The organism is Lysobacter sp. P5_B9 (assembly GCF_054049835.1).
Window position 1 is genome coordinate 354,389 of the sequence record NZ_JBFULP010000002.1, and the last position, 11,379, is coordinate 365,767.

At 66.2% G+C, this 11,379-nt stretch carries 10 protein-coding genes; 8 read left to right on the forward strand and 2 right to left on the reverse strand.

The genetic code is table 11. The annotated features are described in order from the left end of the window. Positions 1–6: 6 nt before the first annotated feature. The gene (locus tag ACXJJ9_RS06785; protein WP_457096445.1) at positions 7–666 is read right to left on the reverse strand and encodes a hypothetical protein; all 660 of its coding nucleotides are present in this window, start codon (positions 664–666) and stop codon (positions 7–9) included. A gap of 212 nt (positions 667–878) precedes the next feature. Further along, positions 879–3,404, reverse strand: a complete 2,526-nt coding sequence (locus ACXJJ9_RS06790) for a penicillin-binding protein 1A (RefSeq protein ID WP_457096446.1) — start codon at positions 3,402–3,404, stop codon at positions 879–881. A gap of 452 nt (positions 3,405–3,856) precedes the next feature. Here ACXJJ9_RS06790 and ACXJJ9_RS06795 point away from each other — a divergent pair, with 452 nt between their 5' ends. The 8 genes from ACXJJ9_RS06795 to ACXJJ9_RS06830 all read left to right on the forward strand — a co-directional run bounded on the left by ACXJJ9_RS06795 (position 3,857) and on the right by ACXJJ9_RS06830 (position 11,377). Further along, positions 3,857–4,930 carry a pilus assembly protein PilM gene (locus ACXJJ9_RS06795; protein WP_457096447.1) on the forward strand — a complete coding sequence of 358 codons (1,074 nt, stop codon included), beginning with the start codon at positions 3,857–3,859 and terminating at the stop codon, positions 4,928–4,930. Beyond that, on the forward strand, positions 4,930–5,595 hold the full coding sequence (locus ACXJJ9_RS06800; protein ID WP_457096448.1) for a PilN domain-containing protein: 666 nt from the start codon (positions 4,930–4,932) through the stop codon (positions 5,593–5,595). The genes ACXJJ9_RS06795 and ACXJJ9_RS06800 overlap by 1 nt, the downstream gene beginning before the upstream one ends. Next, positions 5,592–6,284: a type 4a pilus biogenesis protein PilO gene (locus ACXJJ9_RS06805; protein ID WP_457096449.1), complete on the forward strand. Its 693-nt coding sequence runs from the start codon at positions 5,592–5,594 to the stop codon at positions 6,282–6,284. Before ACXJJ9_RS06800 ends, ACXJJ9_RS06805 begins: the two co-directional genes overlap by 4 nt. A 31-nt stretch (positions 6,285–6,315) precedes the next feature. Then, on the forward strand, positions 6,316–6,840 hold the full coding sequence (locus ACXJJ9_RS06810; protein WP_457096450.1) for a pilus assembly protein PilP: 525 nt from the start codon (positions 6,316–6,318) through the stop codon (positions 6,838–6,840). 171 nt (positions 6,841–7,011) lie between these two features. Further along, entirely contained in the window at positions 7,012–8,799 is a 1,788-nt protein-coding gene (locus tag ACXJJ9_RS06815; RefSeq protein WP_457096599.1) for a type IV pilus secretin PilQ, read from the forward strand. 156 nt (positions 8,800–8,955) lie between these two features. Continuing rightward, on the forward strand, positions 8,956–9,975 hold the full coding sequence (locus ACXJJ9_RS06820) for an AAA family ATPase (protein WP_457096451.1): 1,020 nt from the start codon (positions 8,956–8,958) through the stop codon (positions 9,973–9,975). A gap of 2 nt (positions 9,976–9,977) precedes the next feature. Continuing rightward, the gene (locus ACXJJ9_RS06825) at positions 9,978–10,925 is read left to right on the forward strand and encodes a DUF58 domain-containing protein (RefSeq protein ID WP_457096452.1); all 948 of its coding nucleotides are present in this window, start codon (positions 9,978–9,980) and stop codon (positions 10,923–10,925) included. After that, positions 10,925–11,377, forward strand: coding sequence for a DUF4381 domain-containing protein (locus ACXJJ9_RS06830; RefSeq protein WP_457096453.1), 453 nt, complete (start codon positions 10,925–10,927; stop codon positions 11,375–11,377). The genes ACXJJ9_RS06825 and ACXJJ9_RS06830 overlap by 1 nt, the downstream gene beginning before the upstream one ends. Positions 11,378–11,379 lie beyond the last annotated feature (2 nt).

Consider the following 11,379-nt stretch of genomic DNA (forward strand, 5'->3'; position numbering starts at 1 on the left):
CGCCGCTCAGCGATGCTCGTGCTCGTAACCGGCAATTTCCTCATCGGCCAGCAGCTGGCGCAGTTGCGCCAGCGAGGCGCGCCTCATCGGCTTTTCGTCGATGCCGGACAGCGGCGCCTGGCGCAGCACGTCGCGCGGCAGCACGGTGAGATCGATGGGCAAGCCCTCGGCACTGAACACCCACACCGGAAAGTCGTCGCTGCGTTCGCGGTCGAGGCGGATGCGGCGGTTGCGCGACTCCGCGGGAATGCCGCTGTGCTCGAGATGGCGGTGCACCGCCTCGGGATCGTCGCTGTGCAGGTGCAGGGCGACGGCGCTACGCGCGTCGGCGGTGCCTTCGAGCACCGGGCCGACCAGGCGCGGATCGAAGTCGGCAAAGAACTCGAGCGCGCGCAAAGCCGCTTCGCGGCGAATCCGCAATTCGACGACGTTCTCGCGCTGGAACAGGCGCTGGTACTCGCGCAGCGCGTCCTCGATCTCGCGGTTACGCGGCAGCGAGGCATCGTCGAAGATTCCCAGGCGCTGCGCCGCCTTGAGCTTGGCCTGGTGGTAGTCACGGATGCCGCCTTCGGCCATCAGGCGCGCGGCTTCGTGGGCGAGGCTGCGGCGCCGCTCATGCGTGCGGCTCTGTGCATGTTGCTGGGCGTGCTGTCGGGCGTGGCGCATGACGACCTCCGCGGCTGGCACGACGACGGCGAGCGGTTTCGCCGCGGCCAGCAGGAGCTGGCAAGGGTCAACGCTAGCATGGGAGGAGTGAATCAGGAATTGCCGAAAGGCCGGTTACGGCCGCGCCACGAATCCCTGCGGCAAAAACAACGAAGCGGGCCGGAGCCCGCTTCGCGTGTCTGGTGCCGGGGATCTCCCGTCGAAAGCGCCGGTCAGAAGATGTCGAAGGATTCCTCGGCCGGTACGGCGTCCTGTGGGCCGTAGTCGACGTAGGTTTCCATGCGGTCGAGGTCCTCGGCCTTCACCCACTCGAGTACGCCGCCCGTGCCTTCCGGCAACAGCGCGCCATTGGCGGCGACCGATACCTTGACCATGCCATTGGGTGGCTCGTTGACCGCGATGGGTTTGCCATCGAGGGCAATACGCATGTAATCGATCCAGATCGGCAACGCGGCCTTGCCGCCATATTCACGATAGCCCAGCGACTTGTAGTCGTCGCGGCCCACCCAGACCGTGGTGACGAACGGGCCGCCGATGCCGGAGAACCAGGCGTCGCGGTGGTCGTTGGTCGAGCCTGTCTTGCCGCCGATGTCCTCGCGCCCCAGCACCTTGGCCGGCGTGCCGGTACCGCGCAGCACCACATCGCGCAGCATCGAAACGATCTGGTAGGCGATGCGATTGTCGATGGCGCGCGGCGCCACCACCATGTCCGCCGGCGGTGCCTTGATGTCTTTCGGCTTGCTCTTGTCGGCTTCCTTGACGGCCGGCGTGCCACTGCCGCGTGGACCGAGGTCGAAGCCATCGACATCCGTGGACGAGGCGGCTGTCGCCGCAACCACCTTGCCGGCGGAGCCAAAGTCGCAGTCGGGACATGCGGTGGCCGGCTTCTCCTTGAAAAGCACGGCGCCGTTGCTGTCGCGCACTTCATCGATGAACCACGGCGTCACCAGGAAGCCGCCGTTGGCGAACACCGAGAAACCGCGCGCCACCGAAAGCGGCGTCAATGAAGCGGTGCCCAGCGACATCGACAGGTTCGGCGGCAGTTCCTTTTCCTCGAAGCCGAGGTGGCTTATGTACTTGCGCGCATAGTCGACACCGATCGCGTCGAGCAGGCGTACCGACACCAGGTTGCGGGACTGCACCATCGCTTCGCGCAGGCGCATCGGGCCGGCGAAGTTGCCGGTGTCGTTCTGCGGGCGCCACAGGTGGCCGCGCCGGTCCTTGAAGACGACGGGTGCGTCGAGTACGACCGACGCGGGATTGAAGCCGCGCTCGAAGGCCGCTGCGTATACGAACGGCTTGAAACTGGAGCCGGGCTGGCGGCGCGCCTGCGTGGCGCGATTGAATTTGTTGCCCGCGAAGCTGTAGCCGCCCGACAGCGCGCGCAATGCGCCATTGCCAGGCTCCAGCGATACCAGGGCCGACTGCGCACGCGGCAGCTGGTTGAGCGAGTAGCGGATGGCGGCTGGGCCGGCGGGCTTGCTTGCAGTGCCCGCCGGAGCATCGGACGCGGCGGCGGCCGTTTCGCTGCGAAGCACCCGGACGAGATCGCCGCGCTTCACGAGCGTGGCGGGTGCCTGGCCATTCCAGCCCTGGTCGGCGCCCAGCTCGATCTGGCGGCCGTCGGCGAGCATCACCCGCGCGCCGCCGTCGGCGACGCTGAGTACCAGCGCCGGCAGCAGGTCCGCCTGGGAGGAGACGTCCCGAAGGCGGGCGAGCATCGTGGCTTCATCCTCGCCGTCGGCCAGGTCGAAGTGCTGCTCGACACCGTGCCAGCCGTGGCGCAGGTCGTAGGTACGCAGGCCAGCGCGGATCGCCCGGTCGGCGGCGGCCTGCAGGACCGGGTCGATGGTGGTGATGACGTGGTAGCCCTTGGTCAACGCCTCGGCGCCGTACCGGGCGACCATTTCCTGCCGCACCATTTCGGCCACGTACGGCGCATTGACCTCGACCGGGCGTTCGTGCGGCGACGCGTGCATCGGCACCGCCATGGCGGCGTCTGCTTCGGCCTGGCTGATGTACTTCAGCTGCGCCATCCGCTGCAGGATGTATACGTCGCGGCGTTCCTTGGCGCGGGCAGGGTTGCTGAGCGGGTTCGCGGTGGACGGGAACTTGGGGATGGCCGCAAGCGATGCCATTTCGTCCAGCGAAAGCTGGTTCAACTTCTTGCCGTAATAGAACTCGGCTGCCGCTCCCACGCCGTAGGCGCGGTGGCCGAAGAAGCTCTTGTTGAGATACAGCTCGAAAATCTCGTCCTTGCTCAGCTCGTTCTCGATGCGCATTGCCAGCATCATCTCGGCGAGCTTCCGCTTGTAGCTGTACTCCTGGCTCAGGAAGAACTGGCGTGCGACCTGCTGGGTGATGGTGGAGCCGCCCGGCACGCGCTTGTCGTTGGTGGTCGCCAGCAGCCACATCGCGCGGGCGATGCCCTTGTAGTCGACGCCATGATGCTTATAGAAGCGGGCATCCTCGGCGGCCAGGAAGGCCTGCTTGAGATGGTTGGGCACTTCTTCGATGTTGATCGGATAGCGCCGGGTCTCGCCGAAGAGGGCCATCAACCGGCCGTCGCGCGAGTAGACGTACATCGGCTCCTGCAACTCGACCGTACGCAGGGTTTCCACGTCCGGCAGCTTGGGAGCGATAAGGAAGTACAGGATGCCCAGCGCGGTGGCGCCAAGCAGGACCACGCTGGCGGCCGCGATCAGCGACCAGCGCAGCAAGCGACGTAAACGGGGCATCGAAGCGGAATTCCTGTGCAGCGAGGATTGCGGGTGTTGTAGGCGAGGAGTATAGAGGAGGCGAGTAAGGGCACCGGAATGGATTGCCCGGAATGGAATGCAACGTGCGTTGCCCGGCGACTGCAATCGCCGGCTGCACACGGGCAAGTGAACGGTGCCGCGTTGCGCAGATCGGGGGGAGCGGCAGTGATCGAAGCCGCTGCCGGCGAAACCCGCGCTCTCCGCGGGACTCCGGGATCGCGGCACTGGCGGGATGGCACGGGTTGGGTGGACCCGGGCCGGAAGGGGGTTCTTGTTGGGGTTGCTGGGCTGTCGAGGCCGTTCCGGTTCCGGTTCGGCGTTCAGAGGAAAAGCGGTCTGGTTGGCAGTTCCCGGTAGGGGGGAGTTGCCAGCCCGGGGAAAGTCCGATATTTAAGGCAGGGCCACACGAAGTGCGCGTAAGCGCTTGTGGCATGGGGAGAAAAATCGTGGGGATTGTCACAAAAGGCCAGCCGACCCTCGTCGGCGTGGATATCAGTTCGACTGCGGTCAAGCTGTTGCAGCTCTCCCGGGCTGGCGACCGCTATCGCGTCGAGCACTATGCGGTCGAGCCGCTGCCGCCTAACGCCGTGGTCGAGAAGAACATCGTCGAAGTCGAGGCGGTGGGCGAAGCGATCAAGCGCGCGGTCAACCGCTCGGGCACCAGGATCAAATACGCCGCCGCTGCTGTCGCGGGGTCATCGGTCATCACCAAGGTGATCCCGATGCCGGCCGACCTGGATGAGGACGACCTCGAGTCCCAGGTCGAACTCGAAGCGGTCAACTACGTGCCGTACCCCATCGAGGAAGTGAACCTCGACTTCGAGGTGCTCGGCCCGATGCCGAACAACCCCGGAACCCTGCAGGTGCTGCTCGCCGCATCGCGCTCTGAAAACGTCGAGTTGCGCTCGTCTGCCCTGGAAATCGGCGGCCTGACCCCGAAGGTCATGGACGTCGAGGCATTCGCGATCGAAAACGCATTCGCGCTGCTTGCCAACCAGCTAAGTGGCCCGCGCGACGGCCTCACCGCGCTGATCGACTCCGGCGCGACCATGACCACGCTCAACGTGCTTCGCAATGGCYGCAGCCTCTACAGCCGCGAGCAGGTCTTCGGCGGGAAGCAACTCACCGACGAAGTCATGCGCCGGTATGGCCTGAGCTACGAAGAAGCCGGCCTGGCCAAGCGCCAGGGTGGCTTGCCGGAAAGCTACCAGGCCGAAGTGCTCGAGCCTTTCAAGGAAGCCATGGTCCAGCAGGTCAGCCGCCTGCTGCAGTTCTTCTATGCCGGCAGTGAATTCAATCGTGTCGACCAGATCGTGCTCGCCGGCGGCAATGCGGCCATACCGGGCATCGCCCAGATGGTCGAGGAGCAACTCGGCGTCCCGACTCTCGTCGCCAATCCGCTGGCGCACATGACGCTCGGTCCCCGCGTGCAGGCGCACGCGCTGGCGCAGGATGCCCCCGCGCTGATGATTGCCTGCGGCCTCGCCCTGAGGAGCTTCGACTGATGGCACGGATCAACCTCCTCCCGTGGCGCGCCGAACGGCGCAAGCAGCGCCAGAAGGAATTCAGCATCCTGCTTGCCATGTCGGCACTGGGTGCGGTCCTGCTGTCGTTCCTTTTGGTCGGTTACTACAAGGCGCAGATCAGCGGCCAGAACGAACGCAACCAGTATCTGACCGACCAGATCACGCTGGTGCAGAAGCAGATCGACGAAATCAAGCTGCTCGACGAGAAGAAGGCCAAGCTCCTTGCACGCAAGGAAATCATCGAGAAGCTGCAGGCCAACCGCTCGCAGATGGTGCATCTGTTCGATTCGCTGGTCCGCACCATTCCCGATGGCGTGATCCTGACTTCGATCAAGCAGGACGAGGACACCCTGACGCTGGAGGGTCGCGCGCAGTCCAACGCCCGCGTCAGTACCTACATGCGCAACCTCGAAGGCTCGGGCTGGATGACCAAGCCGGACCTGTCGATCATCGAAGCCAAGGGTGAGGACAAGGCGCTGCCGAACGAGTTCAAGCTGACGGTCAAGCTGGCCGACCCGAACGCGCCCAAGGACGAGAACGGCGATGGCGTGCCGGATGCCCCGGCGACTCCCCCCGCCGGTGCGGCACCCGCACCCACCAATCCTCCGGCTGCAGCCCCAGTGAAACAAGGAGCCGCCTCGTGAGCGCCAAGAAATTCTCGCTGCGGGAACTCGACTTCAACAACATGGGCTCCTGGCCGCAGCAGGCCAAGGTGGGCTTCTGCGTCATCGTCGCCCTGCTGATCATCTTCCTGGGCTGGTGGCTCTTCGTCCGCGACAAGCTGGACGAGCTGAAGAGCCTCGAAAGCAAGGAAACCGAGCTGCGCCAGGAATTCGAAACCAAGCAGGGCCGCGCCGCCAACCTCGAGCCGCTCAAGCAGCAACTCGCGCAGATGGAAGAGCAGCTCAAGCAGATGTTGCGCCAGTTGCCGAGCAAGACGGAGATGCCCGACCTGATCGTCGATATTTCGCAGACGGCGTTGGCGACCGGCATCACCAACGAGCTTTTCCAGCCCGGCCCGGAAATCCCCAAGGAGTTCTACGCCGAGAAGCCGATCGCGCTGCGCATGGTGGGCACCTACCACCAGTTTGGCGGCTTCGTAAGCGGCGTGGCGACGCTGCCGCGCGTGGTCATCATGACCATGCACGACATCTCGCTGAAGCCTCGCGACAAGGACAAATCCGGCAAGCCCATTCCGATTACGCCCAACAGCCCGCTGGAGCTCGCCGGTACGGTGAAAACGTATCGATACCTGGACGAAGAAGAAGTCGCCGAACAGGAAGCCGCAGCCAAGGCTTCCGGCACCAGCGGCGGCACCCAGGGGGGGGCCTGAGATGCTTGGACATCCTGATAGCCTGAGCAACGTGGGACGTCGAGTCCTCTTCGGTGCCGCACTGGCGCTGGCCCTTGTCGGCTGCACCCGCGGTATCACCAGCACGCCGGGCGATGCACCGAACCTGGAAAAGTGGGTGGCCGAGGTCAAGGCACGTCCGGCGCCGCCGCTCGAACCGCTGCCCGTAATGCAGCAATTCGAGACATTCGAATACGCCGCCTATGCGCTGCGCGATCCGTTCAGCACCGCCTTTACGGATTCCGACTCAAGCTCGGGTCCCCGACCCGATCGCGCGCGCCGCAGGCAGACGCTCGAGCAGTTCCCGCTCGACAGCCTGGACATGGTGGGCACGTTGGGCCACGGCGCGGGCGTCGTGGCGTTGGTGATGGCACCGGACAAGGTTACGTATCGCGTCCGCCCCGGGGACTACATGGGGCAGAGCGACGGACGCGTGACCGGTGTGTTTGAAGACCGCATCGAGTTGGTGGAACTGGTGCCGGATGGCGCGGGTGGCTGGCTGGAACGTCCAGCGTCGGTCGCATTAGAAGATCAATGATTGGGGGATGACACGATGACCGTTTTCAACGCCAACCGCTCCAAGCGCACCGGCATCGGCCTCGCAATCGGGCTGCTCGCCGGGTTCGGTGCCGTACACGCTGCGACGCCGGCGCCGCAAGGCAGCTTCACGCCGACCTTCGTCGCCCAGCTTGCGCCGACGACCGCACCCATGCCCAGCAACGACCCGGCGAAGCAATTGCCGGGCGCCATCTCGGTGTCGAACATCGACTTCAAGCGCGGCGACGGCGGCGCGGGCAAGCTGATCCTGCGCTTCAGCGGCGATGGCGCCGCACCGGATCTGCGCAGCACAGGCTCGACCGTCACCATCAACGTCGGCAACGCGCAATTGCCGGCAAACCTGCAGAAGCCCCTCAACGTGACCGACTTCGCCACGCCGGTGCAGTCGATCGACGCGCGTTCGGCGGGCACGGGTACGCAGCTGGTACTGAATACCAACGGCGCCTATGAGTCGATGGCGTACCAGACCGGCCGCGACTACATCGTGGAGATCATTCCCCGCGCAGCCGGAGCGAAGCAGCGTGCAGTGGGCGCCCCCGCTGCCGCCGCCACGCCTGCGCGCGCGTACAGCGGCCGCCCGGTGACCTTCAACTTCCAGGATGTGCCGGTGCGTACCGTCCTGCAGTTGATCGCGGAAGAATCCGGCCTGAATGTCGTAGCGGCCGATACGGTCCAGGGCAATGTCACCCTGCGCCTGGTCAACGTGCCGTGGGACCAGGCGCTGGACATCGTCCTGCAGGCCAAGGGCCTGGACAAGCGCCGCAGCGGCAATGTCGTGTGGATCGCGCCGCAGTCGGAGATTGCCAAGTACGAGCAGGACAAGGAAGACGCGCGCATCGCGCTCGACAACCGCGTCGATCTCGTCACCGAATACATCCAGGTCAACTACCACAACGCAGCGGCGATCTACAAAGCCCTGACCGAGGCCAAGGGTATTGGTAGCTCGGGTGGTGGCCAGGGCGGCAGTGGAGGCGGCACCGGCAACCAGAACGACAACGGCTTCCTCTCCCAGCGTGGCCGCCTGGTTGCAGACGAGCGCACCAACACGCTGATGGTGAGCGACATTCCGAAGAAGGTCGCCCAGATCAGGGAGCTGGTGAAGATCATCGACCGCCCGGTCGACCAGGTCATCATCGAAGCGCGCATCGTGATCGCGACCGAGACGTTTGCCCGTGAAGTCGGTGCCAAGTTCGGCATCAATGGCGCCTCCGGCAAGGACGGCGATCGCAGCTCGCTCGGGTTTGGCGGCAGCGCCGAAGCATCTGCTGCCAATGCCATTTCGCGAGCCAATGCAGTGATGTCGGGCGCCCAGGGCTTCACGGCCACGCGTGACCTCAACGTCAACCTGCCGGTCTCGAATCCGGCCGGATCGTTGGGCCTGTCGATCCTCAACGCGGGCTATCTCCTGGACGTGGAGCTGTCCGCGATGCAGGAAGAAGGCCGCGGCGAGGTCATCTCCAATCCGCGCGTCGTCACGAGCAACCAGCGTGAAGCGGTGATCCGCCAAGGCCAGGAAGTCGGCTACGTGACGGTGACCCAGGGCGCGGGCGCGGGCGGCAACGTCGCGCAGCAGACCGTGCAGTTCAAGGACGTCCTGCTGGAAATGAAGGTCACCCCGACCATCACCAACGACGGCCGCGTCTTCCTCAACATGAACGTGAAGAAGGACGAGGTCGAAGATTTCGTCGAGGCCTCCATCGGCAGCGTGCCGCTGATCAACAAGCGCGAAGTCAACACCGCGGTGCTGATCGAAGACGGGCAGACCGTGGTGATCGGCGGCGTGTACGAATTCCGCGATCGCAGCGACATCCAGAAGGTGCCCTTCCTCGGCGACATTCCCTTCCTTGGCAATCTGTTCAAGAAGAAGGGCAAGAACCGGGAGAAGGCGGAACTGCTCATCTTCGTGACGCCGAAGGTCCTGCAGGTCGCCCAGCGCTGATCGCACGCAAATCCGAATGTCAGCAACGGGGGCCGCAAGGCCCCCGTTTGTTTTTTGGCTCAGCCACGACCGTCGCCTGCCTGAATCCGGCACGGTCGCGCGAACTCGGTGTCGATTCTTCGGTCAAAATGGCCACAACCCGCCAGAGAGCGACCGATGGACAGCAGCATCCCGCAGATTCCTGGTAGTGCCCATGGCGGCGCCGTGGGCCGGCTGCACGACGCGTTCCGCGATCTGCGCGCGGCCTTGTCCGCCGAAATCGTGGGGCAGTCCGGCCTGATCGAACGGCTGCTGGTTGCCCTGCTCGCCGACGGACACCTGCTGGTGGAGGGTGCCCCCGGCCTGGCGAAGACCAGCGCGATCCGTGCACTGGCCGAACGCCTGGATGCCGACTTCGCCCGCGTCCAGTTCACGCCCGACCTGCTGCCGGCGGACCTCACCGGCACCGAGGTATGGCGTCCCCATGATGGCCGCTTCGAATTCCAGGCGGGGCCGATCTTCCACCCGCTGCTGCTCGCCGATGAAATCAACCGCGCACCCGCCAAGGTGCAATCGGCCCTGCTCGAGGCCATGGGCGAGCGCCAGGTCACCGTGGGCAGGCAGACGTATGCATTGCCGCCGCTGTTCCTGGTGATGGCGACGCAGAATCCGATCGAACAGGAAGGAACCTTTCCCCTGCCCGAGGCGCAGCTCGACCGCTTCCTGATGCATGTGCGCATCGGCTATCCCGAGGCGGCGACCGAAACCGAGATCCTGCGCCTCGCCCGCGCTCGCGCTCGCGCCAGCGCGCGTGCGACGCCGTCCTCGATCCCGCGCATGCCGCAGGCCGATGTCTTCGCCGCCCGCGCGGCCGTACTCGACTTGCATGTCGCACCCGCGGTGGAGCGCTATCTCATCGAGCTTGTTCTCGCATCGCGCGATGCGCGACGGTATGACGCCATGCTGGCGCGCCGCATCGCCTGGGGCGCGAGCCCGCGTGGTTCGATCGCGCTTGAACGCTGCGCACGTGCGCACGCCTGGCTGGCTGGACGTGACTTCGTGACGCCCGATGACGTCCGCGCGATCGCGCCCGACGTGTTGCGTCATCGCATCCTGCCCAGCTACGAGGCGACCGCCGAAGGCTGGGATGGCGATCGCCTGGTCGCCGAACTGCTGCGGCAGGTGCCGCTGCCCTGAGCATGCGCGCGCAAGACGTCCAACCGGGGCCTTTGCAGACAGACGCCGCCACGGCGGGCGACGGCATTACGCCGACGCTGGCGGAACTGGTGGCCCTGCGCGGCAGCGCCAGTGGCCGCCGCAATGCGCGCCTGGGACGCCACGGTACGAGCGGGCAAGCGCTATCGCCGCTACGCGGCCGGGGCATGGAATACGCCGAGTCGCGGGACTACGTCGCCGGCGACGACGCGCGCCACATCGACTGGCGCCTCACCGCACGGACCGGACGCGCGCACACCAAGTTGTTCCAGGCCGAACGCGAGCGACTGACCCTGATCGTCGCGGATACCGCACCCTCCCTTTACTTCGGTACCCGCGTGCGCTTCAAGTCGGTCCAGGCGGCACGCGCCGGCGCCGTGGCGGCATGGGCGGCCGCGCGCGACGGCGACCGCATCGCCGCATTGCGCGGCAGCCTGCGGGATGCGCCTCTTACGCCAGCATCCGGAGCGCGCGGAGCGCTGCGCGTGCTGGATGCCATGGTGCGCTGGTACGCCCAGCCGCCCTCCGAAGACACGGGCCTCGCGGTCACGCTCGACCATGCGCAACGACTGCTGCGGCCGGGTTCGCGCCTCGTTCTGCTGGCTGATCCACGCAGTGTTGCTGCGCTGCCGGAGCAACGCTGGCCCGCGCTGGCGCAGCACCATGAGGTCATCGTCCTGCTGCTGACCGACCCGCTCGAAACGGCGCCGCCGAAGTGCGTGCTGCCTTTCAGCAGCAATGGCCATCGCCTTGAACTGGACCTGGCGGCAGCCGCGCAACACCAGCGTTGGCTGCGCGAATTCGCGAGCCCCGTCGAAGCCGCGATCGCATCGCTGCCTGCGCGTGGCATACGCGTGCAGGCCTTGCCGACCGATGCGCCCAGTGAATCATGGCTGCCGCTGCTCGGCCATGCGCGGCCGATGGTGGCGTGATGACGGATCCCACGCTCGTGCTGCGGGATATCCACCAGGGCATCGCTCCGCCGTGGTGGCCGCCGGCGCCGGGCTGGTGGATCGCCGGCGCGCTGGTGCTGGTGCTCGGCGCGGCCTATGCGGCGTGGCGCAACCACGAGCGCAGGAAACAGCGTCGCCTCGCAAACCTGTTCGATAGCGCGATGGAAGCAGCGAACGATCTGCCGGCGCAGGTCGCCGCGATGTCGGAACTGCTGCGTCGCGCCGGGCGCCGCGGCAATCCGCTTGCCGACAAGCTGCAGGGCGAGGCGTGGCTGGCCTGGCTCGACACGGGCGACGCGCGTCAATCCTTCAGCCTGGGCGCCGGGCGCCTGCTGCTGGATGGTGGCTTCAGGCGCGACGTCGACGCCGAGGACGTCGCCGCGCTGAGGGCATTGGCGCGCGCGCGCTTCATCGCCTGGATGGTGAAGTGACT

What these genes read in the sequence shown, in the direction of transcription:
- ACXJJ9_RS06785 (WP_457096445.1), bottom strand. Translation starts at nt 666, where the DNA reads ATGCGCCACGCCCGACAGCACGCCCAGCAACATGCACAGAGCCGCACG.
- ACXJJ9_RS06790 (WP_457096446.1), bottom strand. Translation starts at nt 3,404, where the DNA reads ATGCCCCGTTTACGTCGCTTGCTGCGCTGGTCGCTGATCGCGGCCGCC.
- ACXJJ9_RS06800 (WP_457096448.1), top strand. Translation starts at nt 4,930, where the DNA reads ATGGCACGGATCAACCTCCTCCCGTGGCGCGCCGAACGGCGCAAGCAG.
- ACXJJ9_RS06815 (WP_457096599.1), top strand. Translation starts at nt 7,012, where the DNA reads ATGCCCAGCAACGACCCGGCGAAGCAATTGCCGGGCGCCATCTCGGTG.
- ACXJJ9_RS06820 (WP_457096451.1), top strand. Translation starts at nt 8,956, where the DNA reads ATGGACAGCAGCATCCCGCAGATTCCTGGTAGTGCCCATGGCGGCGCC.
- ACXJJ9_RS06825 (WP_457096452.1), top strand. Translation starts at nt 9,978, where the DNA reads ATGCGCGCGCAAGACGTCCAACCGGGGCCTTTGCAGACAGACGCCGCC.
- ACXJJ9_RS06830 (WP_457096453.1), top strand. Translation starts at nt 10,925, where the DNA reads ATGACGGATCCCACGCTCGTGCTGCGGGATATCCACCAGGGCATCGCT.